The 23,799-nt window shown below is 57.3% G+C and carries 24 protein-coding genes; 14 read left to right on the top strand and 10 right to left on the bottom strand.

Annotated features, from left to right (window positions below; genetic code table 11):
• Positions 1-2: 2 nt before the first annotated feature.
• A complete protein-coding gene (gene dsbD / locus ACXAE6_RS14750; RefSeq protein WP_475149973.1) occupies positions 3-1,829 on the bottom strand; it encodes a protein-disulfide reductase DsbD in 1,827 nt (608 codons plus the stop codon).
• Positions 1,830-1,958: 129 nt separating this feature from the next.
• Here dsbD and ACXAE6_RS14745 point away from each other — a divergent pair, with 129 nt between their 5' ends.
• Genes ACXAE6_RS14745 through ACXAE6_RS14730 form a run of 4 tightly spaced genes read left to right on the top strand, consistent with a single transcriptional unit; the run spans position 1,959 to position 5,002 of the window.
• The gene (locus ACXAE6_RS14745; protein ID WP_475149969.1) at positions 1,959-2,504 is read left to right on the top strand and encodes a TlpA family protein disulfide reductase; all 546 of its coding nucleotides are present in this window, start codon (positions 1,959-1,961) and stop codon (positions 2,502-2,504) included.
• Positions 2,505-2,509: 5 nt separating this feature from the next.
• Positions 2,510-2,734, top strand: a complete 225-nt coding sequence (locus ACXAE6_RS14740) for a DUF4266 domain-containing protein (protein ID WP_475149967.1) — start codon at positions 2,510-2,512, stop codon at positions 2,732-2,734.
• A 16-nt stretch (positions 2,735-2,750) separates the two neighbouring features.
• Entirely contained in the window at positions 2,751-4,055 is a 1,305-nt protein-coding gene (locus ACXAE6_RS14735; RefSeq protein WP_475149963.1) for a DUF3570 domain-containing protein, read from the top strand.
• On the top strand, positions 4,055-5,002 hold the full coding sequence (locus ACXAE6_RS14730; RefSeq protein WP_475149956.1) for an FAD:protein FMN transferase: 948 nt from the start codon (positions 4,055-4,057) through the stop codon (positions 5,000-5,002). The genes ACXAE6_RS14735 and ACXAE6_RS14730 overlap by 1 nt, the downstream gene beginning before the upstream one ends.
• Here the strand turns inward: ACXAE6_RS14730 and ACXAE6_RS14725 are convergent.
• Entirely contained in the window at positions 4,981-5,868 is an 888-nt protein-coding gene (locus tag ACXAE6_RS14725; protein WP_475149949.1) for a DMT family transporter, read from the bottom strand. The two genes, ACXAE6_RS14730 and ACXAE6_RS14725, sit on opposite strands and share 22 nt — an antisense overlap.
• Before the next feature lie 130 nt (positions 5,869-5,998).
• Between ACXAE6_RS14725 and ACXAE6_RS14720 the strand changes: the two genes are divergently transcribed.
• Positions 5,999-6,964, top strand: a complete 966-nt coding sequence (locus ACXAE6_RS14720) for a LysR family transcriptional regulator (protein WP_475149945.1) — start codon at positions 5,999-6,001, stop codon at positions 6,962-6,964.
• Positions 6,965-6,991: 27 nt separating this feature from the next.
• On the opposite strand, the gene ACXAE6_RS14715 is transcribed toward ACXAE6_RS14720, so the two are convergent.
• Genes ACXAE6_RS14715 through imuA form a run of 3 tightly spaced genes read right to left on the bottom strand, consistent with a single transcriptional unit; the run spans position 6,992 to position 12,226 of the window.
• On the bottom strand, positions 6,992-10,150 hold the full coding sequence (locus tag ACXAE6_RS14715; RefSeq protein WP_475149940.1) for an error-prone DNA polymerase: 3,159 nt from the start codon (positions 10,148-10,150) through the stop codon (positions 6,992-6,994).
• Positions 10,147-11,571 (bottom strand): Y-family DNA polymerase, encoded by a 1,425-nt coding sequence (locus ACXAE6_RS14710; protein ID WP_475149938.1) that lies wholly within the window; start codon positions 11,569-11,571, stop codon positions 10,147-10,149. Before ACXAE6_RS14710 ends, ACXAE6_RS14715 begins: the two co-directional genes overlap by 4 nt.
• Complete coding sequence (gene imuA / locus ACXAE6_RS14705; protein WP_475149933.1) at positions 11,564-12,226, bottom strand: translesion DNA synthesis-associated protein ImuA; 663 nt, start codon at positions 12,224-12,226, stop codon at positions 11,564-11,566. Before imuA ends, ACXAE6_RS14710 begins: the two co-directional genes overlap by 8 nt.
• A 106-nt stretch (positions 12,227-12,332) precedes the next feature.
• On the opposite strand from imuA, the gene ACXAE6_RS14700 reads away from it, so the two are divergent.
• The 7 genes from ACXAE6_RS14700 to ACXAE6_RS14670 all read left to right on the top strand — a co-directional run bounded on the left by ACXAE6_RS14700 (position 12,333) and on the right by ACXAE6_RS14670 (position 16,755).
• Positions 12,333-13,115, top strand: coding sequence for a CLCA_X family protein (locus tag ACXAE6_RS14700; protein ID WP_475149931.1), 783 nt, complete (start codon positions 12,333-12,335; stop codon positions 13,113-13,115).
• 67 nt (positions 13,116-13,182) lie between these two features.
• Complete coding sequence (locus tag ACXAE6_RS14695; protein WP_475149928.1) at positions 13,183-13,542, top strand: metalloregulator ArsR/SmtB family transcription factor; 360 nt, start codon at positions 13,183-13,185, stop codon at positions 13,540-13,542.
• Entirely contained in the window at positions 13,542-14,018 is a 477-nt protein-coding gene (locus tag ACXAE6_RS14690; protein ID WP_475149924.1) for an arsenate reductase ArsC, read from the top strand. The genes ACXAE6_RS14695 and ACXAE6_RS14690 overlap by 1 nt, the downstream gene beginning before the upstream one ends.
• The gene (arsH, locus tag ACXAE6_RS14685) at positions 14,005-14,730 is read left to right on the top strand and encodes an arsenical resistance protein ArsH (RefSeq protein ID WP_475149920.1); all 726 of its coding nucleotides are present in this window, start codon (positions 14,005-14,007) and stop codon (positions 14,728-14,730) included. The genes ACXAE6_RS14690 and arsH overlap by 14 nt, the downstream gene beginning before the upstream one ends.
• A 3-nt stretch (positions 14,731-14,733) precedes the next feature.
• Positions 14,734-15,759, top strand: coding sequence for an ACR3 family arsenite efflux transporter (gene arsB / locus ACXAE6_RS14680; protein ID WP_475149915.1), 1,026 nt, complete (start codon positions 14,734-14,736; stop codon positions 15,757-15,759).
• The gene (locus ACXAE6_RS14675; protein ID WP_475149908.1) at positions 15,749-16,243 is read left to right on the top strand and encodes an arsinothricin resistance N-acetyltransferase ArsN1 family A; all 495 of its coding nucleotides are present in this window, start codon (positions 15,749-15,751) and stop codon (positions 16,241-16,243) included. The genes arsB and ACXAE6_RS14675 overlap by 11 nt, the downstream gene beginning before the upstream one ends.
• Before the next feature lie 29 nt (positions 16,244-16,272).
• Entirely contained in the window at positions 16,273-16,755 is a 483-nt protein-coding gene (locus tag ACXAE6_RS14670; protein WP_475149903.1) for a LysR family transcriptional regulator, read from the top strand.
• Positions 16,756-16,924: 169 nt separating this feature from the next.
• Here the strand turns inward: ACXAE6_RS14670 and ACXAE6_RS14665 are convergent, their stop codons facing one another.
• The 3 genes from ACXAE6_RS14665 to ACXAE6_RS14655 form a co-directional block, all read right to left on the bottom strand.
• Complete coding sequence (locus ACXAE6_RS14665) at positions 16,925-17,623, bottom strand: hypothetical protein (RefSeq protein WP_475149898.1); 699 nt, start codon at positions 17,621-17,623, stop codon at positions 16,925-16,927.
• A 64-nt stretch (positions 17,624-17,687) separates the two neighbouring features.
• Positions 17,688-18,344 carry a response regulator gene (locus ACXAE6_RS14660; protein WP_475149895.1) on the bottom strand — a complete coding sequence of 219 codons (657 nt, stop codon included), beginning with the start codon at positions 18,342-18,344 and terminating at the stop codon, positions 17,688-17,690.
• Complete coding sequence (locus ACXAE6_RS14655) at positions 18,341-19,483, bottom strand: sensor histidine kinase (RefSeq protein ID WP_475149892.1); 1,143 nt, start codon at positions 19,481-19,483, stop codon at positions 18,341-18,343. The genes ACXAE6_RS14660 and ACXAE6_RS14655 overlap by 4 nt, the downstream gene beginning before the upstream one ends.
• A 217-nt stretch (positions 19,484-19,700) precedes the next feature.
• Between ACXAE6_RS14655 and ACXAE6_RS14650 the strand changes: the two genes are divergently transcribed.
• Positions 19,701-20,339 (top strand): metallophosphoesterase, encoded by a 639-nt coding sequence (locus ACXAE6_RS14650; protein WP_475149889.1) that lies wholly within the window; start codon positions 19,701-19,703, stop codon positions 20,337-20,339.
• Complete coding sequence (locus tag ACXAE6_RS14645; RefSeq protein ID WP_475149886.1) at positions 20,311-21,615, top strand: tyrosine-type recombinase/integrase; 1,305 nt, start codon at positions 20,311-20,313, stop codon at positions 21,613-21,615. The genes ACXAE6_RS14650 and ACXAE6_RS14645 overlap by 29 nt, the downstream gene beginning before the upstream one ends.
• On the opposite strand, the gene gorA is transcribed toward ACXAE6_RS14645, so the two are convergent.
• Positions 21,616-23,001 carry a glutathione-disulfide reductase gene (gene gorA, locus ACXAE6_RS14640; RefSeq protein WP_475149884.1) on the bottom strand — a complete coding sequence of 462 codons (1,386 nt, stop codon included), beginning with the start codon at positions 22,999-23,001 and terminating at the stop codon, positions 21,616-21,618.
• Positions 23,002-23,089: 88 nt separating this feature from the next.
• A complete protein-coding gene (locus ACXAE6_RS14635; protein WP_475149879.1) occupies positions 23,090-23,743 on the bottom strand; it encodes a GNAT family N-acetyltransferase in 654 nt (217 codons plus the stop codon).
• Positions 23,744-23,799 lie beyond the last annotated feature (56 nt).

The raw sequence follows: 23,799 nt of genomic DNA, 5'->3' as shown, positions 1-23,799 counted from the left end.
CATTACAGAGGTTGGCTACCGTTCGACATTAACTGATTCAACTGAGCGCGCCATTGCTGGAAATCAATTTCACCCAGGGTGCGCAACGCATCGTTTTCTTCACCATCAGCGCTGAAGTAAAGCAGAGCGGGCGGACCAAACAAGTGGTGATCATTGAGAAAGGCCACCTGTTCGGGGCTGTTGCGGGTTATGTCGAGCTGCAGGAAACGCACCTGACCATCGTAATTGCCGCTTTCGTGATCAAAAACGCTTTTCTCCATGTCTTTGCAGGCCGTGCACCAGTCGGCGTACAAGTCCAGCACCACCACCTGACCATTGCGCTGAGCCACGGCCAATTGTTGATTGAGTGCAGCCACATCCGCGGTGCGCTCAAATAATGCCGCCTTCGCGGTCTGGGTTTGAGCGGTGACCTGAGAGCTATTCAAACCCGCCAGAGGCTGTAAAGGATCACCATGGCCGGCGAGGGCGCCGATCAACAAGGCGCCGGAATAGAGTCCCATAGCAGCGGCAATACCACGGCGAGTCTTCTGCCAGCCGGTATTCAGTTCACCGCCTAAGCCCAGTTGCGCTGCGTAGATCAGGATCAACAGTCCCCAGAGCGCCAAGCTCAAAGCCGCGGGAGTAAAACGCGACACCAGGCTGATGGCAATGCCCAGCAACACCACCCCAAAGAACTGCTTAACAGCAATCATCCACATGCCCGCTTTGGGCAACAAACGACCACCACCGGCACCGACCAGTAACAAGGGCGCACCCATGCCCAGGCTGAGCATAAAGAGGGCACCACCGCCGAGCCAGGCATCACCGGTGGTGCTGATATACACCAAGGCACCGGCCAGCGGCGCCGACACACAAGGAGAAACGACCAAGGCGGAAATCAGCCCCATCAGGGCAATGCTGCCATAGCGGGCGAGCCCACCTTTGGCGCCGCCGGTATCGACCTGGCCCAGGCGATTACGAATAAAGGCCGGTGCCTGCAACTCGTAAAAACCGAACATGGCCAAGGCCAGCGCCACAAAGATGGCCGCAAAAATCGACAACGCAATCGGGTTCTGTAAGGCGCTTTGCAGATTCAGGCGGGCGCCAAAGAAACCCACCAGAATCCCGGCCAGAGAGTAGGTCGTTGCCATACCCAGCACATAGGCCAACGACAGGCTGACGCCTTTGCGAACGCTGAGGTTTTCACCCTGTCCGGCGATGATGCCAGCCAAAATCGGAATCATCGGTAATACACAGGGCGTGAAAGTCAGCCCCAGACCCAGCACGAAGAAGGTTGCCAACATCCAAAAACGATTAGCATCGGCCATCCATTGCGCCAAACCGGAGGCATTAGCCGTGTTTTCCGGTCGTATGGCAGCGCTGTTGTCCGCAGCAGCAAGCTCGGTGGCGAACACGGCTGCCGGCGTGTTCGTCGGCGTAAAGCTCAGACGCTTGGTCTGGGGCGAATAACACAGCCCGGCTTCGGCGCAACCTTGATAAACCAGCGTTACTTCGTAAGGCGTGGTCGTGCCAGCAGGTACCGGCGAGGTGATGGTGAGCTGATCGTGAAAAACCTCAGTGGGGCCGAAATAGGGATCATCTTTAAGCTGCGATGAGGTAACAAAGCTAATCGGCTGGCTTTGTCCATTGACGCTCAGCTGCACTCTATTGCGATAGAGGTAATAACCCGGAGCAATTTCCCATTGCGCCTGCAGCTGGGATTGTTCGTCATCAAACTGAACCTGGCTGGCAAAGGCCTGGTCCGGCGGCAGAAAGTCCTCAGCTTGTGCCCAGGAAACACAGCAAACCAACAACAGAGCAACGTAATAATAGATTTTGGCGGATTTCATAACGACCTCCTCGTTTTTCATCCGCCCAGCTTTATCGAGCAACCTTAAGGCCACCTTAAATAGCGCTTAAGACTGCCTTAAGTTGCGCCGGGCAAGCTGGCCTGCGAATCCACAAAAAAGGTTGGTGTTATGACAATCATGCTGCGCAACTTTTCTCTCAATGCGGCTCTAAACGCGGTCGTGCTGGGACTGTTATTGATGGTCTGGATGTCCGCTGCTCAAGCCGATGAACTCGCCGACGCCGATGCTGCCCCTTTGGCGGCGATGAGCGATCAGCCATTGCCGACCATCGATGGCGGCGAATTAACGCTGAATAACTTGCACGGCCAGGTCGTACTGCTCGACTTCTGGGCCTCCTGGTGCGGTCCATGCCGCGAATCCTTCCCCTGGATGAACCAGGTGCAACAACGCTATGGCGACGACGGTCTGGTGATTGTCGGCGTCAATCTGGACCAGGACACGGCGGCCGCTCGTGCCTTTCTTGAAGCGGTACCGGCCGATTTCACCATCGCCTTCGATAGCCAGGCGCAATGGCCCGAAGCCTACGGTCTGATCGGCATGCCATCGAGCTACCTGATCGATCGTCAGGGTCGGGTCCGTGCCACCCACACCGGTTTTCACAGCGGCCGCGTTGCCGACTACGAAGCCAGCATCGAACAACTGCTTGCGGAGTGATGAGCATGAAAAATCTGACTTATCTGGCGCTTTTTACGGTTCTGGCTTTCGCACTGACCGGTTGCGGCAACCTGGGTGTCAAACCCTGGGAGCGCGACCTGCTGGCGCAGCAGGATATGGAATTAATCAGCGATCCGATTGAGGCGTCGCTCGACGACCACGTCTACTTCAGTAAAGAAGGCAGCAGTGGTGGCCGCGGCTTCGGCGGCGGCGGTTGTGGCTGTAACTGATTCGCAGGAGATGCGCATGAAAACGAATAAACCAGTGTCGCGCCAGACGGTGGCGCTCAGTGCCAGTTTGGCGGCTATCGGCGGTGCGGTCTTACAGGGCTTGCCCAATCAGGCGATGGCCGGTGAGCTAGAGCGTTGGGACTTTGATGCGGCCGTGATGCAGTATTCAGAAAGCGACGATCGCGTTCAGGCCACCGAAGCAATCTTGGGTGCGGCGCGTAATTTCGACAGTGAAACCCAGCTCAGTTTCAAACTAACGCTGGATACGCTGACCGGAGCATCACCCAATGGCGCGCTGCCGACCGATCAACCACAAACCTTTACCCGGCCGTCGGGGCGGGGCAGTTACACCGTCGAATCCGGCCAATTACCACTCGATGATACCTTCAGAGACACACGCTACACCGGTAATATCCAGTGGAGCGCGCCCTGGGGGCGGGACTGGAGTTACTCGACCGGCGTGCATTACTCCACCGAACACGACTATGAATCCCGGGGTCTCAACGCCAGCCTGTCGCGCACTTTCAACCAGAAGAACACCACTGTGACCTTGGCGACCAATCTGTCGATGGACACCCTGTCGCCCGAAGGTGGGGTTCCGGTTGGGCTGAGCGCCATGGCCGAACCGGGCAGCCCGAGCTTTAACGCCGATTTCGCCGCCAGCCGTGACGGCAGTGAGGCCGATAAGCAGGTCACCGATGTGATACTGGGCGTCAGCCAGATCATCAATCGCCGCGCTCTGATGCAGTTCAATTACAGCCTCAGTTTTAACGACGGTTACTTGAACGACCCCTATAAAATTATCAGTGAGTTCGATACCGCCGGAGGCACCGTCCAGGATTACCGCTATGAGCAACGCCCGGACAGCCGCTTAAAACAGGCTCTTTTCTGGCAGGGCAAATACCAGTTCGACAGTGGCGACATCGTCGATGGCAGCTACCGCTTCCTGTTCGATGACTGGGGCATGACCTCTCATACTGTCGATGCGCGCTACCGCTGGCGTTTCGGCCATCAGTATCTTGAGCCTCAGGCACGCTGGTATTCGCAATCGGCCATCGACGCCTATCAGCCTTACGTCACCTCGGCGCAACTGGCCGATAATCCAGACGCACTGACGGCCGATTACCGGCTGGGCGATTTCGACGCCTGGACGCTCGGCGTGCGCTATGGTTATCGCTTCAACGAGCGCGCCGAGCTCTACACCCGATTGGCGGCCTATCGACAGATGCCACGTGACTTCAGCTCAGATAGCACGCCAGCCGATGCCGGCGATCTGCCGGAAATGACCGCTGTGATGTTCACCATCGGAAGTCGTTTCTGATGTCGCAGAAGCTGCGTCTGCAATGGCACGACGGGGCCTGGCTGGGGCGTTTCGACGCCATGGCCAGCCCCTGTGAAGTGCTTATTGCGTTACCCAAGGCGCAGCAAACCCTGGCGCGGAGGCTGGCAACCATCGCTGCGCACGAGGTGTGGCGCATTGAGCAACGCTACAGCCGCTATCGCCAAGACAATCTATTTACCGCCTTGCACGCCAAGCCCGATCAAGCTCAGCGCGTCGACGCCGAAACCGCGCGCTTGCTGAATTTTGCCGACCAGGCCTGGCAGTTGTCGGAGGGTCGCTTCGATCTGACCTCGGGCTTGTTGCGTCAGGTGTGGAAGTTTGATGGCAGTGATCGGCTACCGGAACCTCAGGCGGTCGAGGCTCTGCTGACACGGATTGGCTGGCACAAAGTCGATTGGCAAAGCGATCCGGCCGACAGGCAGGGCAAGATTGCCGGCGGCTGGCTGACCTTGCCCGCCGGAATGGAACTCGATTTTGGTGGCATAGGTAAGGAATACGCCGCGGACCGCGCCTTGGGCAAGTGTCTGCAGGCGTTGCCGGCGGGCTGGGCGTCGGTGGGAATCGTGATCAATCTAGGAGGGGATCTGGCCTGCAATGGCCCTCGGGCGGATCAGACACCCTGGCGTGTCGGTATTGAAGCGCCGGACCACGATGGTCAGTCATCGATGCTGCTGAAGTTGTCCAAAGGTGGACTGGCAACATCCGGCGACAGTCGTCGTTTTCTTTTCAAAGATGGCCATCGTTACAGCCATTTACTCAACCCCAAGACCGGCTGGCCGATTGAACAGGCGCCGCGATCGGTTACGGTCGCAGCACCCAGCTGTATTCAGAGTGGTCTGGTCGCCAGTCTGGCCATGCTCGCCGGAGCTGACGCGCGTGAATTTCTCGCCGAAACGGGCTTGCCTTACTGGATTGTCGAGGCCTGAAGCTGTTTTTTTGCGCGACGGCGAGGGCGCCGTTCACGCAGTCCCAGCCACAGCAGCGGCACAATGATCATCAGCGAGCCGAGAATAAAGAATAGATCTGGCTGCTCACCAAAGAACACCCAGCCGCCCAGCAATGCCCAGATCAAACCGGTGTACTCGGCACTGGTCACCTGATTGGCGGCGACCCAGCGATAGGCCTTCAGCACCGTTACCTGGTAGCAGAGGATAAAAAAGGCCGAACCAAAGCCGGACAGCAAGATCTCAGTCTTCCAGCTGGCGCCTTCGATCAGCGCCAGCAGCACCAGCGTCGGCAGCATCAAGATGTGCACCAGCACCAACGAATGCACCGTAGACTGACCGGCTGGCAGCTTGCGCACCAGCAAAACGCCCAGCGCCAGCGTAAAAGCCACACCTACAGCGCTCAAGCTGCCCCAATCAAAATTAACCGGGCGCAGGATGACCACGATACCGATAAAGCCGCTGACCACGGCGATCAGACTGGACGCCGTTAAGCGCTCGCCAAAAAACAGCAGTCCCAACAGCATGACCAGCAAAGGCGCGGCATAGAAGACGGCATTGGCGGTGGCCAAGGGCAGGGATTTCAGTGCGACCACCATGCAGGCGATGCCAAAGATGCTGATATGGGCGCGCAGCAGATGGATTCTCCAACCTCTTAACAGTTGCTGACGGTCTACCTGACGAATCAACGGCAGCAGAATGACCAGCACACACAGCGTGCGCACCAGAATAAACTGGAAAATGGGCGCGTCGGCGTCCTGAAGTTTGATGATGATGTCCGACAACAGCGCCAGGGCATTGCCGATCACCAGCAAGAGGATGGCGCTGGGAACCGTCTTACCCGACATAACTGACTCCTGATCCGTTACCAATAAGGGTGCCGAAATGCACCAGAGGAGGGCAGTTTAGAGGGGCGGAGTCATACTGAGAAATGAGTTATTCTTTTATCTATTAGTTTTTTAGATAACAGGATGCGCGATGAAATTGCCGCCGTTGAAAGCTTTGCCAGTGTTCGAAGCCGTTGCCCGACTGAACAGCTTTTCACGCGCTGCCGTTGAGCTGAACGTCAGTCAGAGTGCGGTCAGCCATCAAATTCATCAGTTGGAGGCCTATCTTGGCGAGACGCTGTTTCAACGCCAGGGTCGTCACCTCAGTTTGACCAACGAAGGACGGGCGTATCAGGAGGCGGTCAGTTCAGCCTTGTTTCAGTTGGAGTGTGCCAGCGAGCAATTGCAGGGTCGCGTAGATACCCGGGTGCGGATTGCCATGTACAGCTCCATTGCCGTGCGCTGGTTGATTCCCCGGCTTCCCACGCTGCAACGGCAGCATCCGCAGTTGGATCTGGCCCTGGAAATGATGAACGAATCGCCGCAATTGTCGGATCGGGTCGCCGATTGTTTTATTACCCTGCAGAACGAACAGCGGGGCTTCACCGCCGATCTGCTGTATTGCGAGCGCATGTTCGTCATTGCCAGCCGATCATTCTGGCAATCGATGTGTGCCGACTGGCAGCAAGCCGGCCTGATTGACAGCAATGAGCCACAGCAGATCAATCCCGCCTGGTTGTTGCGCTATCCCTTGCTTTCAACCTACAGCATCTACGACATCCATACCGAAGACTGGCGCCGTTGGTTTGCCCAGGCCGATCTGACCTTGCCGGACAGCACCCGTGTGCAGCATTTCAGCCATATGCTGATGGCGCTGGAAGCCGCGCGTCACCATCAAGGTCTGGCATTGACCAACGACTATATGCACAACATCGACGACGACCCCGAGCTGGTGCGCATACCCTGTCATAGCCTGGTCACCGGCGATCGTTTCTATTTCGCCTTTAAGACGTCGCGTCGCCAGGAAGCCGGCATCCGGCTGCTGCGCCAATGGGTTCGTCAGCAGGCGGTGGCCAGTGGGCTGTTGGATGTGGATGCATTGCCGGAAACACGCTGATGTGAGCCTGATTCCATTGGGAATGGCTCAGTGGTAATCGCGCGAACGGACCTTCAGCTCAAGCTCGGCATCCAGCGCTTCCAGCCGGTCGGCCAGCACATGAATGACATCGTTATCGAAGGCTTTTTCCAGCACACCGCTGACGCGAATCAGGCTGCGCGTGGTCAGCACCTTCAGCGACGCCTGCGCCAGCGATAGCCGCACGATGACATTGATATTGCCGGTATCGTCTTCCAGGGTGACAAAGGTGATGCGCGTTGATGTCTTGGGCATCTGCCGATTGGTCACCAGCCCCAACACCTGAACCGGTATGCGCACCCGCTCAGGCAATGGCAGGCCATGTTGCTCGGCCAAGCGCTCCAAGCGCGCCTGCTCAGCTTCCGCCAGCACCAGCAACTGATCAGCAGGGGCACTGTCGGGCAGTTGGCCGCGTTCACGGAGTAACTGCACCGGATGCTGGCCCAAGGTCAGGCCCTGGCTGTGATAGTCCTCAACCAGGTTATCCAATGCATCGGGCGCGGGTAGCTGGTAGCCAGATGCTACCGATTGATCGAAAGCATCCTTCAGCAGCGGCGCCTGTAAGTTGAGCGCCGCGCTTTCCCAGCGCGCCTGATGACGGTTTTCGGCCAGACCCCGGAAGGCATCGGCTGCCGCCAGCGCATCCAGATCACGCCGGCTCAACGCCGGGACGCCTTCCAATTGCCGCAAATGCTGAAAACCGTCACCGGGCCGGTAGGCAATCAGCGTGCGCGCGGCTGTTTCGTTCAGCCCCTTCACCCGGCGCAGCCCCAGGCGAATGGCCCAACCTTGCTCACCGGCTTCCAAGGTGGAATCCCAGGCGCTGGCGTTAATATCGACCGGAAGAACCTCAACACCGTGACGGCGCACGTCCTGGACCAACTGCGACGCCGAATAAAACCCCATCGGCAAGCTGTTTAGCAGCGCGCAGCAGAAAGCGGCAGGGTGGTGGTGTTTCAGCCAGGCAGAGACGTAGGCGATCATCGCGAAGCCGGTGGCGTGAGACTCGGGAAAACCATACTCGCCAAAGCCTTCGATCTGCCGATTGATGCGCTGGATAAAGTCTTCAGCGTAACCATTGGCGCGCATATTGTTTTGAAGTTTGTCGCGTAACTCACTGATATGACCAGTTTTTTTCCAACTGGCCATGGACGATCTCAGGGTATTGGCTTCGTCTGCGCTAAAACCGGCCGCCACCCGCGCCAGAGAGATCACCTGCTCCTGAAAGATGGGCACACCCAGAGTGCGCTCGAGCACTTCCTTAAGAGCATCGTTGGGGTAATCCACGGCTTCCTGGCCCAGACGGCGGCGCAAATAAGGGTGCACCATATCGCCATGGATAGGGCCTGGCCGGACGATCGCTACCTGGACCACCAGGTCATAAAACTGCTTAGGTTTGAGTCGCGGCAACATGCTCATCTGAGCGCGGGATTCGATCTGAAACACACCGATGGTATCGGCGCGTTGAATCATGGCGTAGACCTCAGCGTCGTCTTGCGGAATATCCTGCAAACGCAGGGTTTCACCCTGATGTTGGCGGATCAGATCCAGCGTCTTACGGATCGCCGTCAGCATGCCCAACGCCAACACATCGACCTTCATCAGGCCGACCGCTTCCAGATCGTCCTTATCCCACTGGATCACCGTGCGCTCAGCCATGGCCGCATTCTCGATTGGCACGTAGTCGGCAATGCGCTGGTCGGTCAGCACAAAGCCGCCGACATGCTGCGAAAGATGGCGCGGAAACCCCAGAATACTGGCCAGTAGCCGTTTGAAGACGCTGATTTGCTGAGCCGAAAGCCCAAGGCCTTCGTCCTGAACCAACTCGTCGATCCAGTTCTTGGAGCGATAGCGCCAGCCATAGTTGGCCAGGCGGCGTTCCAACTGAGCCAGATCGATGCCCAGCGCCCGGCCGACATCGCGCACCGCGCTTTTGCGTCGATAGGTGATCAATGTCGCCGCCAGCGCCGCTCGTTTGCGGCCATAGCGGCGGTACAGGTACTGGATGACTTCTTCGCGGCGTTCGTGCTCGAAGTCGACATCAATATCCGGCGGCTCATTGCGACCGCTGGAGATAAAGCGCTCGAACACCAGTTTGCCCGCCACCGGATCCACCTCTGTGATGCCCAGGCAATAACACACCGCCGAATTAGCGGCTGAGCCGCGTCCCTGGCAGAGAATGTTTTGTGAGCGGGCAAAGCGGACGATGTCATAAACGGTCAGGAAGTAGTGCTCGTAACCTTTCTCCCGGATCAACGCCAGTTCCTTATCGAGCTGCTCTGCAAAGGCCGCACTGATGCCTTTTGGATGACGTCGCTTGGCACCCTGACGCACCAGTAAGCGCAGATACTCCGGCGCGGTAAATTGCCCCGGTACCAGATCACTGGGGTAGCTGTAGCTCAACTCGCGTAAATCAAAATGGCAACGTTCGGCGATGCGCATCGTTTCAGCCAGCAGAGCAGGTGAGTAGAGCGAGCTGAGTTTGTTAAAGGAACGCAGATGGTTCTCGGCATTGGGTTTGAGCTGCGGCCAGACCTGGTCGAGTGGCTGGCGATGGCGAATAGCGGTCAAAGTATCCTGCAGCTCCTTACGCTCGGGGTGATGCATCAACACCGCATTGGCACAGACAGCTGGCACCTCGGCCGCCTCACTGAGTGCAAGAGCGCGGCGGGCGCCTTCGAAAGCGCCTTCATCTAGCAGGTTTTCGACCAGTACCCAGCAACGTCCGGGAAAGTCATTTCGGAAACCGTGTAGACAATTCAGATCCTCTGAACGCCCAGACGGCAGCCACAGGCAGAGGCAGTCATCGAGCCCTTGAGCAAAATCGGCGCGGCTGACTCGGTAGTCACCTTTATCGCAACGCCGCCGGGCGCGAGTGATCAGATGGCAGAGCTGAGCGTAGGCTTGCCGAGTAGGTGCTAACAGCACCACCAGCTGATCATCAAAGCGAAACTCACTGCCAATGATCAGTTGCAGCGAGACTCGCTTATCTTTAATCGGCCGCCAGGCTTTGACCACGCCGGCAACCGAGCATTCGTCAGTCAGTGCCAGCGCCCGGTAGCCCAGTTCGGCTGCGCGTAGCACCAGCTCATCCGGATGCGAAGCACCACGTAGGAAGCTGTGATTGCTGAGGCAATGCAGCTCGGCATAGTCAAAAGCAGTGCTCATGCAAAGACGCCTTCACGATACCAACCGCCGTTGCTATGGCGGCTGATCCAGTGATAACTACGGCTGGCCGGGTGCCAGGCCCGATAATAGTCACGCTGAAAGCCGTCCGGCTGTACCCAGGCTGGCAGTGCAATGCGTTGCGGACCGCTCAAAGCCTGATATTCAGCAGGATTGATCGACTCGGGAGTCGCCAATAACAGCGTCGGTTGAGCGCGTGGAAAAAGCCTGTCTGGCTGCTGACCGACAGCAGCCGGGCGGCTGGCCAGGTTAGGGCGCCAATCGGCACCGGCGCTGGGCTGCTGAACAGCCTTTGTGCCCAGCTTGGATTGCAGTAGTGATAGCAGGTGCTGGGCGTCTGTGTGAGGGCGGCTGTCACCGAGCAGGTCACCTGCGGTATTACCGCGCTCAGTCAGTGCCTCAGCGCGTAAGCCGATAACCAGGACGGCTTCCGGCAACGTCAATCGCTCCAAGGCCAGCGCCACCAAGACTGGCCAGTTTTCCGCGCCACGTGAGGCGGTGTTGAGCTGAATGCTCATGGCCGTGCTGGGGGCGTCACGATGTTCCAGCTTGAAGTGAAGCTCGGTCGTGCTCAACTGACGAGCGTTCAGATAGGCCGCCAGCCCATGCAGTAAGCGTTTAATGGGAAATATCAGCGCTTCGGCCGAATCCACTTCGTGCCACAGTTCAAGGCGTTCGTCGTAACAAGGAGGGAGCTGGAAAGGTTCACCCTGTTCACGCGGCCGCTCCAGGGCCGTCAGATGATTGATCAGCGACTGACCAAAGCGATAGCCGAGCTCAGCGCGGGGCGCCTGGCGCAGTTGCCGAAGATTTTTCAGCCCCATGGCGGCCAGCGCGCGAAGGTCGCGCATGTCCAGCGGTAACGCCAACTGATCAATCGACAGCTGGCCCAACTGCTGTTGCTCAGCGGCGGCATCAATATGCCGCCAATCCTGGTGATTTTCCGCCAGTAAACGCGCCGCCAGTGGTGTATGGCCGAGCGACAATTGATAGCGATGGCCGCTGTGCTGCAGTGAACTGTCCAGGGCCTCGATGAAGGTCTCGAGCCCGCCGTGCCAACGCAGCATGGAGCCGATTTCCAGGCTCAAACCCAGCGGCGAACAGAGCCGGATATCCGCACAGTGCTGGTAACAAAGCACCGCCAGATGCCGCAATTGATTGGCTTCAAGTTGCGCGCTATAGGTCGCCTGAGCAACCTGATCAATCAGACAGTAGGCGGTGCGCAGGCTCATACCAGGCTGAACGCCTTCGCTTCGCGCCAGGGCATTGCATTGCTGGACGCTGCGGCCATCGCTGCTGGTCAGCAAGACCGGGCGCTTCTGCGCAACCTCGCCAAAGCGGGCTTCCAGAGCCAACAGCGGAAAATGCAGATAGAGCCACAGCGGCTGGGTGGTTTTAGCCATGGTCATTATCCTGCGTCAGGGTAGGGTCCCGAACCAAAGGCAACGACAACTGCACATCGGCGCCCGGCCAGCCGCCACGGCGTTTGAGCACGCGGCAATGCAGGCGTTCATCGCGCTGCGGTTCGATCAGCAGCCGTAAGGCGGCCATCGATGCCTGCTGCTGCAAACGCGCCGGACGCAGTAAAAACAGCGGTACTGCGCTTTTTTCAGCCGCCAATTGCAGGCGCCGCAGACGCCGGGAATCGAGTTGTTCAACCCAGGCCAGCACCGCCTGACTGCCGCCACTGCTCAGACTCTGCTCCAGCGTCCAGCTGAGTTCGGCTTCACTGCCAGCCTGGCACAGCAGCAGACGATCCAAGCGCAGCCCCCAGTGCGCCAACGCCGAGCCGTGCGGTCGAAAAGGGGCGTTACACCAGACCTGCCAACGGACATCGGTCTGGCTCAGATGCGCCAGTGTCGGCAACAGCAAGCGTAATTCGCCTTGGCCTATGGTGTGGTAAAACAACTCGGTCATGGCGGCAGCGGGCCAGCCACCGCCGGGTAAAATGGCGTCTAATTCCGGCAGACCTGTGCTGATGGAGTCGATCTGATTTTGCCGCCAGTGCTGGCCGGACCAGAGATCTCCCCGTTCGGTTAAAGTAGTCAGTAGAGACATGAAACTGCACACGAATACTGTATATAAATACAGTATAATTGGAGCGTTAGAGTTTGCCAGCCGACAGACGTCAGAATTTGTAACCGGCTGCTGGAGTCTTGATTGAATGAGTAACCGACAGTGGCAACGACGCGGCCCGGATCATCGCGGCGGGCAAAAAGTCGGCTTTGCAGACATTCGCCGCCGCTTCGATTTTCGCTCGGTGCGCCTCGGTCGTTGGGTAAAACCGGACGAACGCGACCGTGCCGCGACCGCCTTTTACGATGCGCTGTGCGACCTGATGCTTATTCTCGGTGGCAATGAACTGCTGATCGGCCTGCGCGGCACTTTATCGCTCGAATATGGCCTGGGCGGGCAGTTAGGCGTAGCGGCGCACTATATGCCTGCCAGTCGCGCTTTTGCGCTGGCCAAGAACGCGGGGCCGGGCAGCATTGCTCATGAATGGTTTCATGCCTTCGACCATTACATCGCCGCCAAGGCCTTTATCGATCCGCCATCGAGGCTGATGGGCTCGCGCGCCTGGCTGGACAGTCTGCCGATGCAACCTCATGCCCTTAATGAACGCTTGTTTGGCTGCTATCAGGCGGTGCTGCTGGATGCCGATGGGGAACAACCCAGCGCGCTGTTCCAGGCTTCCGCCCAGGCCGATCGTGAACGCGGCCAGCTCTATTACAGTCAGCCGGAAGAACTCTGCGCCCGGGCCTTTGAAGCCTTTGTTGAAGATGCGGCCATTCACAATAGCTTTCTGGTGCGTGGCAGCCGTAACTCGGCCGAAGCTCGCGCCGGGCTTTATCCGCAGGGCACTGAGCGGGAGCGCATCAAGCAGGCGTTTAGCGACTATTTCGGTGCTCTGGGCGGCGCTCTGAAACACCAGCCGGTGACATCCTGATCGCCCACTAAGTATTTGACATTCGAAATTTCATATATATGTTATTTCGTATATCAGGAGGCGCACCATGCAATCACCCTTAGCCTTTTACAAATGTCTCGCCGATGACACTCGCCTGAAAACGCTGCTGCTGATCAGTCGGGCAGGGGAGCTCTGTGTCTGTGATATCCAGGAGGCCCTGGAACTCCGTCAGCCCAAAGTCTCGCGACACCTGGCTGAACTGCGCAAGTGCGAGCTGGTCGCTGATGAGCGCCGTGGCAAATGGGTCCATTACCGGCTCAACCCTGAGTTGCCGGACTGGGCCCTGCAAGTGTTGAGCGTGACCGAGGCCAACAATGCCGACTACCTCAATGACTGTCTGACCCGTCTGCCTGAAGGGTGTTGTAACAGCACCACCCATCCAACCCTTAACGCCGAGTGCTGCTGATGAAGATTCTCTATATCTGCACCCACAACCGTTGCCGCAGCATTTTGTGCGAAGCCATTACCCGAAGCCGCGCTGCTGGCCTAATCGAAGCACGCAGTGCGGGCAGCCAACCGGCCGGAGCCGTGCATCCGCTATCGCTGAAATACCTGGCCGAGGCCGGCTATGACACTCAGAACCTGACCAGCCAGTCCTGGGATGAGTTTGAGGATTTCGCGCCCGACCTGGTGATCACCGTCTGTGATTCAGCCGCGGGCGAGAGCTGCCCGGTCTGGTTTGGCCGAACACTCAAGGTGCACTGGGGCCTGGATGACCCGTCCAAACACAAGGGCACCGAAGCGGAAGTGGCCGCCGCCTTCCGCGCTACCATCCAAACGATTGAGCAGCGGGTGAACGCCTTAATTGAACTGGCACAACAGGACTCATCGCTATGGCCGGCTATGTTGACTGCATTGGGAGCACAACATGAACATCACTGATCTGAGCCTGCCCAACCTGGACGGCGAGCAATTTAAACGCCCCGACCATAGCCTCTTTCAGCGTGACTATGCCGAGCAGCCGCCACGCTTCCTGCTGCTCTATGGCTCTTTGCGTAAGCGTTCCTACAGCCGTTTGGTGATTGAGGAATGTGCCCGTTTATTGACCGACATGGGCGCCGAGGTGCGTATTTTCGATCCTCAGAACCTGCCGCTTCCGGATGAGGACAGTGTGCAGCATCCCAAAGTACAGCAATTACGCGACCTGGTGCAGTGGTCTGAAGGTCAGGTCTGGTGCTCGCCCGAACGCCATGGTGCCATGACCGGCGTGTTTAAAAGCCAGATTGACTGGATACCGCTGTCACTGGGCGCGGTGCGCCCGACCCAAGGCAAAACCTTAGCGGTCATGCAGGTCTGTGGCGGCTCTCAGTCCTTCAATGTGGTCAACCAGTTGCGCGTGCTGGGTCGTTGGATGCGCATGATCACCATCCCGAATCAGTCATCAGTGCCCAAAGCCTTTAACGAATTCGATAAAGACGGCCGCATGAGGCCATCGAGCTACTACAACCGCATCGTTGACGTCGTGGAGGAACTGATGAAGTTCACTTTGTTGACGCGCGGGCAGGGTAGTTACCTGGTCGATCGCTATTCCGAACGGGTGGAAAGCGCCGAGAAACTGATGCAGCGCGTCAATCAAAAAGCGGCCACGGAGTAAGGTATGGGCGTTTTTGAGCGTTATCTGTCGGTTTGGGTTGGCCTGGCTATCCTGCTCGGGCTCGGCCTGGGCAGTCTGTTTCCACCGCTGTTTGAACGGCTGGCCGCCTTTGAATACGCCCAGGTGAATGGCGTTATCGCGGTACTGATCTGGCTGATGATCTATCCGATGATGACTCAGGTCGATTTTGGCGCGCTGAAACACGTCGGTCAGCGACCTCAAGGGCTGGTGTTGACGCTTGTCGTCAATTGGTTGATCAAGCCCTTTACCATGGCAGCACTGGGCTGGCTGTTTTTCCGGGTGTTATTTGAGCCTTGGGTCGACCCACAATCCGCCGGTGAATATATCGCCGGCATGATTCTGCTCGGCGCGGCTCCCTGCACCGCCATGGTCTTCATCTGGAGCCAGCTGACCCGCGGCGACGCCAACTACACCCTGGTGCAGGTTTCGCTCAATGACTTGATTCTGATCGTCGCTTACGCGCCCATCACTGCCTGGCTGTTGGGTATCAACGATATAACCGTGCCCTGGCAGACGCTGATTTTATCGGTCCTGCTTTACGTCGTGCTGCCGGTAATCGCGGGTTATCTGACCCGGCGCCAACTCAGTCGTCGGGGCGAGGCGCACCTGGACGCCTTTATCCATCGCCTGAAACCCGGATCCATTGCAGGGCTGGTGGTCACCGTTATGCTGCTGTTCGGTCTGCAGGCGCCAAGAATTATCGACCAGCCGCTGGTGATCGCTCTGATCGCCATTCCACTGCTGATTCAAACCTATGGCATCTTTGCACTGAGCTATGCAGCAGCGCGCTTGCTCAAGCTGCCATACAGCATAGCGGCGCCAGCCTGTATGATCGGTACCTCCAATTTCTTTGAGATGGCGGTTGCCGTTGCCATTGCTTTGTTTGGCCTGAACTCAGGCGCGGCTCTGGCGACGGTGGTCGGTGTGCTGGTGGAAGTACCGGTCATGCTGTCACTGGTCGCCTTTGCCAATAAAACCCAACATTGGTTTGCCAACAATGAACGCTGAAACCCTGGTAAGGCCGGCGACTGCCGGTGATGTCGATGCTATTACCGCCATCTATAACGTCGGTATTGAGTCTGGTTTGGGGACCTTTGAAACGCGCCTGCGCGAGCCAACTGAAATAGCCGCCTGGCTGGACAGTGTGGAACGCTATCCGTTACTGGTGGCCGAACGCTCAGGCCAGGTGATTGGCTTTGCCCGACTGTCGTCCTACCGCGACCGCCCTTGTTACGACGGCATTGCCGAATTTTCGATCTATATGTCGCCAGAGGCTCAAGGGCAGGGTAATGGTCGCCGTTTGTTATCTGAACTTCTTATCGCCGCCAAACAGACCGGCTTTCATAAAGTGCTGTCACGCATCTTTACCGCCAATACGGCCAGCCGTGGGCTCTGTAACGCCTTGGGATTCCGTGAAGTGGGCGTTTATGAGCGCCACGGTCAGTTGAACGGACAATGGCTGGATGTGGTGATTGTTGAGTATCTGACTTAACACCTCGGCCAAGGGTCCATCGTGCTGTGATGCCTAACAGCCCACAGCACGATGGAGTAGAGCGCTTAGTCGCGTTTGACTGGCTCGGCCAGATATTGTTCGTCGGCTCCAGCCACTCAACCGGCTTACCATCACCCTCGGCCGTCAGCCAGACGATCAAAGGCTTCTTGGAACAGCCAATGGGTGTCCGGCTGTTGACTCGCACGACCCGCAGCGTGACCCAAACCGAAGCCGGCGAGCCGCGGATGAAGGCCTTAGCGCCCTTACTGGAGCAGTTAGAAGCCCAGCTGGAAGCAGTCTCAGACCTACGCGACCACCCGTCCGGCACGGTCCGTCTGACGGCGGATGAATTTGCTGTCCGTTATCTTCTCTGGCCGCAGCTGAAGCCGGTATTGGAAGCCTATCCGGACATCATTCTGGAACTGAGCAACGATTATGGCCTGCCTCCTGACATCGCCGCCGAACGTTTCGATGCCGGCGTGCGCCTCGGCGGTACTGTCGCCGCTGATTGAAACAGCCTCAGTGAAAGAGCAGTAGTGAGAACTTTGAGTCGCTGGAGCTGGGTGCATCCTGGTAGTTTTATTATTTCCTGTAATCTTTATTACAGGATAATAAATACATGGCAGTTATCGGGCTCAATCAGCGCGATTCTTACTGCGACTGCGCTGATCCCAGCCTCAATCAAAACGCCGCCAGGAACTCACTGGCTGGCCGTTTCAAATGCGCTTCATTCCAGACCAGATCTTCAATGAAGCGCTCACGCAATAACGCCGCCTTGGTGGTGTCTGGTTCACGTTGGTACCACTGGTAAGCAATGCGACAGGCTGTGGCCAGGCTGCGTTCGTTCGCAGCCTGCGCCAAATAGGCCTCGATAGCTGCGAGCAGCCTGTGCTGAGCCCAGGACACCAGCTCGGCTTCGATCGCAGTGGCGCGCTCCGCCTGAATGTCAGCCTCAAGTTGTGCCACCAGATCGGGTAATTGTTGTTCCAGCGCTTCACTCAAGGTGCTGTATTGGCCTGCTTGGGCCAGTTGTTTTAACCATTGGTGAGCCTGACCACTGAGGGTCAGATTGACCGGGCCTTGGTTGGTGCGTTTTTCACGCCGGCGGCGGCGTCTGGCCGACAGTGTTTTGCGCAGTCGATCCCAGTCTGAACGTTCAAGTACATCATTAAGAATGGCCTGGAGGTCGTCACAATGACCTTGGCCGGGTTCACTCACCTCACGGAACTGACGACATTGCTCTTTGAAGCTCGCCAGACCGTAACGGTGAATGGGATGCTGCTCGGCGAGCAGCCAGGTGGGCTGACTGAGTTGGTAATCGAGCCAGTCGAGGGCGTCGAACCAGTCATCGGCGCCAATGCGAAAGCGAGGTCTGGGCATAAATGTCTACAAGGTAGATTATTTAAGCCCAGTATCCATGGCCTGTAAGCGAAATCAAGCCAGCTTAGATCAACCCCAGCTCGAGTGCTTTGAGCACCGCCCGGGTGCGGTCACGAACGTTCATCTTGGCGAGGATATTGGAAACGTGATTTTTGATGGTGCCTTCGGATTTAAAGATGGCCCGGGAGATTTCTTTGTTGCTGTAGCCGCCGGCCATTAACCGCAGGATTTCAATTTCACGCTGCGTCAGAGGCTCCTGAATCGGGTCCTTATCGATCTTGGTTTCGCCGGTCAGCTCGGTATAGCCGCGCATGACGCGTTCGGTAACGGCTGGCTGTATCAAAGTTTCGCCCCGGTTAACCGCTTCAATAGCCTCAACCAGGCTTTCCAGCGACACATCCTTGAGCAAAAATCCCCGAGCGCCGGCGCGAATGCCGTTGAGCACCAGTTCGTGGTCATCGAAGGTGGTGAGGATGATCACGGGTGGCGCGCCCGCGTCGGAGGCCAGGCGCTGGGTGGTTTCGATGCCGTCCAGACGCGGCATACGAATGTCCATTAACACCACATCGGGCTGACACTGAGGAATGTGTTCCAGTGCCTCGATGCCATCGCTGGCCTCGCCAACAATGTCGATATGCCCGGCTAATTGCAGCAGGGATTTGATGCCTTCACGCACCAGGGTCTGGTCATCCACCAGCATGACTTTGATGGACTCGCTCATAGCGCCTCCGCAACAGGAATGGAAATGTTCAATGCAAAACCGCTTTGAGTAGCGATATCTAAACGGCCACGCAAGGCTTCAATGCGTTCGCGCATACCGCGCAGGCCGTCACCTTCGACAAAACAACCGCCTTGGCAGCCGCCGTTGTCGGCAACAAACAGCTGAATGTCATTGGGACCTTTGCGCGTGGTGATGGTCATCCGGCTGGCATTACCGTGTTTGAGGGTATTGGTAATGGCTTCCTGGATGCAGCGAAACAGTGCTTCGGCAACCTCTACGTCGGCAACGCTGGCCGATGGATCCAGGTCAAGCTCAATGCGCAGACGCGGCACCTGAGACACCAAGGCTTCAAGTGCTTCTTTAAGACGAATGCTGGAGTCGCCACGCATCTGGTGAACGGTTTCGCGTACGTCAGACAACAACGCCCGCGCCAGTTCGTGTGTCTCCCCTACTCTTTTTTGAGTCTCGTCTTCGGTGGTGTGAGTCAGATACTGGAGTTTAAGGATCAAGGCGGTCAGTTTATGACCCAGACCGTCGTGCAGATCCCGGGCGATGCGAATACGCTCGGTTTGCTTGGCTGACTCTTCCAGCAAGGCTTGAGTAGCCAGCAATTCGCGGTTGAGTGCCGATACCTGATCGCGCGCTTCCTGTTCCTGAATCACCCTTTGACTCATCAGCATGGCGAAGGCATGAAAGGCACCCACCATGGTCCAGCGCAGCACCGGATCTTCCAGTTCCCAGGCCCAGAAAGTAAAGCCGAAATCGATACCCACCAACACCGCCAAGCCAATTAAAGCGCCCTGTCGGGAGAAGAAAAATGGTAACTGAGCGGCCAGAGCGACGCTGAGAATGGCAATAACGCCGGTTTCGGTTTCAAAACGGATACTGATAACCGCCAGAAACTGCGCCATATAGGCGAGCTGACGGATGCGCAGGTCAAAGCGCTCGTATTGGGCGTCACGCGAGGAAAAATAGAAGCCGACGATATAAACCAGCAAGCCGGCCACGATCAGCAGCAGACGAATCTGGCCACCCGGCGTATCGGCCGGCTCACTGCTTAACGTCAGGTAGCAGACCACGGCCCAGGCGAGGTAACCGATGGCGCCTTCCAGGGTTTGCACCAGCACATTGCGGTACACGAATATCTCCTCAAATATGAATAAGGGTGCCGCCAGACGAGCACCTGATCAGACGAAGTCTAGCCCGAGCCGGGCGTTACGCCCAGTGCCCAAAGGTCATCAAGGACGTACCCTGCGGCGTCTTCCGCTTAGGCAGCAGCACGCGCATAATGCAGCTATGAATGTTCAGACCGAGAATCATCAGCTCCTCGCTACTAACCCTCACGGACGAGATTTTGTGTTAGCTGACCTACACGGCCATCGGTCGCGACTGGAAGACAGCCTGGCCGAGCGTGATTTTGACCCCCATCAAGACCGACTGTTATCGGTCGGCGATTTAATCGACCGAGGCCCGGACAGTCCTGGCTGTTTGGCGTTACTCGATGAGCCCTGGTTCTTCGCCGTACGTGGCAATCACGAACAAATGCTCATCGATGCTGTCCTTCACCAGAACTCATTAGCCTGGAGTCGCTGGCTGATGAACGGTGGTAACTGGGCACTCGAGCATGATGAAGGCGAACTGCAGCACTGGGCTGAGCGTTTACAAGTCTTACCCTACAGCCTGACGGTAGCGCACGGTGATTACCGTATCGGCCTTTGCCATGCCCAATACCGCTTGCCAAACTGGGATGACCGTTTAACCGCAGGCGACTATGACATGGCCGACTGGATTTGGGGACGTTCACGCCTGAATTCTGGAGATCGCCGCGAGGTGGCTGGTGTTGACTGGATATTTCATGGCCATACCATCGTCAAATCGATCGCTCAACTGGGTAACTCCGTCTTTATCGATCGCGGCGCTTACAATGACGGTCCCTTGGTTCTGGTCTCCATTGCCGACTGGTTAAATGGCACAGACCGACATCAATCCCTATAAACAGGATGTTTTACCGGTGACCACGCCCCTCCCCGCTCCGATTCCGATCTTCGATAACCTCAGTCATTTCGAGAATCCGTTCCGGCATCGGCCGCAGCCGAGTGAATGGGTGCGTGAACACGCCCGCATTGATGAAACGGTTCTGGGCAACGACCTTCAGCTTTGTCATGAGTTTCTCTACAGCTACCGCGGCAGCTCCGACACCTTCGCCTCGTACCGTCGCGAGATTGAACGCTTTATGCAGTGGTGTTGGTTTTTACAGGGCATCAGCCTGATCGAAGTGCGGCGCCAGCATATCGAAGCTTTTGTGGAGTTTTGCCAGAGCCCGCCGCGACACTGGATCGGTACTAAGAGCGTGGCGCGGTTTCGCGACAGCGGCGGTGAACGGGTCCGTAATCCGGACTGGAAACCCTTTGTCGCCAAGGTCTCCAAGCGTGACCACAAGCTTGGCCAAAGTGCTGATATCAGCGGGTTCGATTTAAGCCAAAGCGCCCTACAGGCGATCTTCTCTGTGCTGTCGACCTTCTTCAATTACCTGTTGCAGGAAGAACATGTTGAGCTTAACCCGGTTGCTCAGATCCGCCAGAAAGGGAAGTTTCTGCGCAAGCGCCAGGGCGCGGCGACCATACGCCGGCTGTCGGAAGCCCAGTGGCATGAGGTCTTAAATGCCATTGAGCAGGCGGTGCCGGAGAATCCGGAGCGCTACGAGCGCGCCTTGTTTATCGTCAGTTGCCTGTTTGGTATGTACCTGCGGATTTCTGAGCTGGCCGAAACCGATCGCTGGCAGCCCAGCATGGGTGACTTCACCCAGGATGCGCATGGCAACTGGTGGTTCACGACGGTTGGTAAAGGCAATAAGGAGCGGGATGTTTCGGTGTCCGATGCCATGCTGGCGTCATTACGTCGTTTTCGCAGTTTTCTGGGTCAAACGCCGCTGCCCTTGCCCGGCGAGTCCGCCCCTTTGATTCCCAAAGTTCGTGGCCGTGGTGGCATCACCAGCACCCGCCAGATTCGTTTTATCGTCCAGGAGTGTTTCGATCTGGCGATCGACCGGCTGCGCGCCCAGGGCGAACCCGAAGAAGCCGATGCGTTGCAGGCGGCAACGGTGCACTGGCTGCGCCACACCGGCATTTCTGAAGACGTAAAAACGCGGCCGCGCGAGCACGTCCGCGATGACGCCGGCCACGGTTCCAGTGCTATCACCGACCGCTATATTGATGTCGAACGGCAGGCGCGCCATGCCTCGGCGCGCAATAAGAAGATCAATCCAGTCTGATCAGACAGCCTTACCCACGACTCGGCTGGGTTCGCGCATGGTGACGAATTCCTCTGCCGAGGTTGGGTGAATGCCAATGGTGCGATCGAAGTCAGCCTTGGTCGCACCCGCATTCATAGCCACCGCCAGGCCCTGAATAATCTCACCGGCATCGTCACCGACCATATGCAACCCAATCACCCGCTGCGAATTTGCATCCACCAACATCTTCATCAGGGTACGTCCCGGATTGCCGGACAAGGTATTGCGCATGGCCCGGAACTGAGTGCTGTAGACCTCAACCCGGTCAAAGCGTTCAGCCGCCTCTTCTTCGGTTAAGCCCACGGTGGCCACATTGGGCTGACAGAAGACAGCCGTCGGTATCTGCTGATAGTCGACCGGCAGCGGTTTTTGCTCTGCGAACAGATCGGCTGAGATGAACATCCCTTCAGCGATGGCAACGGGCGTGAGTGGCACTCGCCCAATCACATCGCCCAGTGCCCTAATATGCGGGACTGCCGTGCGGTAATGATCATCGACGCTGATAAAGCCGTGGTCGTCGAGCCTAACACCCGTGCTTTCCAGCCCCAGGTTATCGACCAAGGCATCTCGCCCAGTCGCAAACAGCACCAGACCAGTTTCAGCTTGCGAGCCATCCTCATAGGTGACCCTCAGCCGGTCATTGTCGAGTTTTTCGATGCTGGCGAGGTTGCGGTTGTATTGCAGATCCACGCCGGCCTGTGCCATTTCACCAGAAACAAAGTCGCGGACCTCGTTATCGAAGCCACGCAGAACCGGCTCGCCCCGATAAACCAGATGGGTTGAAACACCTAATCCATTAAAAATTCCGGCAAATTCGACCGCGATGTAACCGCCGCCAACAACAATGGCATCGTTTGGCAACTGATCGAGATAGAAGACTTCATTTGAGCTGATCGAATGTTCCACTCCGGGAATCTGAGGTTTACTCGGCCAGGTGCCGGTGGCGATCAGAATGTTCTTGGCAGTGAGGCGTTTTTCACCATTCACTTCAACAGTATTATTGTCTACGAATCGGCCATGACCGTTGATTATCTCAACCCCTGCCCGGCTCAAAAGCCCGTCATAGACAGTGTTTAAGCGTTCTATCTCGGCGGTCTTGTTGTCTCTTAGTGTTGCCCAGTCGAAGCTTGGCTTATTGTCTACACGGTAGCCATAACCCTGAGAATCTTCGAATGCCTGAGCGTATTCCGACGCGTAAACGAAGAGTTTTTTGGGTACACAACCCACGTTCACACAGGTGCCACCGAGGTAGCGCGATTCAATAATGGCGACTTTCGCACCGCGTGAAGCTGACATCCGGGCGGCACGTACACCACCCGAACCCGCGCCGATGACCACCAGGTCATAGTCATAGGATGCAGACATGGGACTTCCTAGAGAATGTGAAGGAGTGGCTTGGATGGGGGCGCCGGTGGAAAGTTCCAACCGGCGTCTTGGCCATTGAACGCTCCGCTCAGGCGGCTTGTTCGGCGTAATTGGGATTGGGTCGAAACAACACAGTTTCGGTCAATTCACCCAACGGCAGTTCAGCAAAGCTGCGATAGCCCAACGACTCATAAAACGACAAATAACGGGTATTGCCAGTATCGAGAAACAATCCGATGGATTCATGGTCCTGTTCGGTCAGCTCATGCACCGCTTCCATCAGCATTCGCCCTAAGCCGCGTTTTTGGAAATCCGGGTGAATACCAATCAGGCTGACCAGCCGATGACGCTTATCCGGCAGACTGTTTTGAACATCGTTGTAGTAGCTGATAAAACGGCGGGTGGCTTCAAAGCCGGCGGTGAGTGTCATCTTCAAGCGCCAGCGCAATTGCCGGGAGATATCCATTTTGAGTCCAACATCGCTGACAAAGACAACGCCCAACAAGCGTTGTGTGGCCTTGTCGATCACGCCGAACACGGTTTCGCCGCGTTCAAAATGCAGAAAGATCAACTCACGAATGGTTGCCCGGATACGCTGCCGGTAACCCGGACGTTCAGCGTTGAGCAGATAGCGGAAGGTCGGTTCATTACGATAGGAATGGTACAGCAGTGAACGCGCCTGACGGCTATTGCGCTCATCCAGCCGGACCAGTTCCACCCAATCCAGGTCGTTCTGGGTCATGCAGGCCTCTGATATTGTTGTTTTTGGCGTAAGACTAATCGTGCCAGCTTTTGTAA

Source organism: Saccharospirillum sp. ABV4_185 (assembly GCF_056159245.1).
The sequence above is the reverse complement of the archived record's forward strand: the minus strand, read 5'-3'. Positions and strand labels throughout refer to the sequence as shown.

Bases quoted from the DNA above. Each gene is read 5' to 3' on its own strand.
- ACXAE6_RS14700 (WP_475149931.1), top strand. From the start codon at position 12,333: ATGAGTAACCGACAGTGGCAACGACGCGGCCCGGATCATCGCGGCGGG.
- ACXAE6_RS14665 (WP_475149898.1), bottom strand. From the start codon at position 17,623: ATGCCCAGACCTCGCTTTCGCATTGGCGCCGATGACTGGTTCGACGCC.
- ACXAE6_RS14735 (WP_475149963.1), top strand. From the start codon at position 2,751: ATGAAAACGAATAAACCAGTGTCGCGCCAGACGGTGGCGCTCAGTGCC.
- imuA (WP_475149933.1), bottom strand. From the start codon at position 12,226: ATGTCTCTACTGACTACTTTAACCGAACGGGGAGATCTCTGGTCCGGC.
- ACXAE6_RS14635 (WP_475149879.1), bottom strand. From the start codon at position 23,743: ATGACCCAGAACGACCTGGATTGGGTGGAACTGGTCCGGCTGGATGAG.
- ACXAE6_RS14690 (WP_475149924.1), top strand. From the start codon at position 13,542: ATGAAGATTCTCTATATCTGCACCCACAACCGTTGCCGCAGCATTTTG.
- ACXAE6_RS14740 (WP_475149967.1), top strand. From the start codon at position 2,510: ATGAAAAATCTGACTTATCTGGCGCTTTTTACGGTTCTGGCTTTCGCA.
- arsH (WP_475149920.1), top strand. From the start codon at position 14,005: ATGAACATCACTGATCTGAGCCTGCCCAACCTGGACGGCGAGCAATTT.
- ACXAE6_RS14660 (WP_475149895.1), bottom strand. From the start codon at position 18,344: ATGAGCGAGTCCATCAAAGTCATGCTGGTGGATGACCAGACCCTGGTG.
- arsB (WP_475149915.1), top strand. From the start codon at position 14,734: ATGGGCGTTTTTGAGCGTTATCTGTCGGTTTGGGTTGGCCTGGCTATC.
- ACXAE6_RS14710 (WP_475149938.1), bottom strand. From the start codon at position 11,571: ATGGCTAAAACCACCCAGCCGCTGTGGCTCTATCTGCATTTTCCGCTG.
- ACXAE6_RS14675 (WP_475149908.1), top strand. From the start codon at position 15,749: ATGAACGCTGAAACCCTGGTAAGGCCGGCGACTGCCGGTGATGTCGAT.
- ACXAE6_RS14745 (WP_475149969.1), top strand. From the start codon at position 1,959: ATGACAATCATGCTGCGCAACTTTTCTCTCAATGCGGCTCTAAACGCG.
- ACXAE6_RS14715 (WP_475149940.1), bottom strand. From the start codon at position 10,150: ATGAGCACTGCTTTTGACTATGCCGAGCTGCATTGCCTCAGCAATCAC.
- ACXAE6_RS14670 (WP_475149903.1), top strand. From the start codon at position 16,273: ATGCCTAACAGCCCACAGCACGATGGAGTAGAGCGCTTAGTCGCGTTT.
- ACXAE6_RS14720 (WP_475149945.1), top strand. From the start codon at position 5,999: ATGAAATTGCCGCCGTTGAAAGCTTTGCCAGTGTTCGAAGCCGTTGCC.
- ACXAE6_RS14695 (WP_475149928.1), top strand. From the start codon at position 13,183: ATGCAATCACCCTTAGCCTTTTACAAATGTCTCGCCGATGACACTCGC.
- ACXAE6_RS14730 (WP_475149956.1), top strand. From the start codon at position 4,055: ATGTCGCAGAAGCTGCGTCTGCAATGGCACGACGGGGCCTGGCTGGGG.
- ACXAE6_RS14645 (WP_475149886.1), top strand. From the start codon at position 20,311: ATGGCACAGACCGACATCAATCCCTATAAACAGGATGTTTTACCGGTG.
- ACXAE6_RS14725 (WP_475149949.1), bottom strand. From the start codon at position 5,868: ATGTCGGGTAAGACGGTTCCCAGCGCCATCCTCTTGCTGGTGATCGGC.
- gorA (WP_475149884.1), bottom strand. From the start codon at position 23,001: ATGTCTGCATCCTATGACTATGACCTGGTGGTCATCGGCGCGGGTTCG.
- dsbD (WP_475149973.1), bottom strand. From the start codon at position 1,829: ATGAAATCCGCCAAAATCTATTATTACGTTGCTCTGTTGTTGGTTTGC.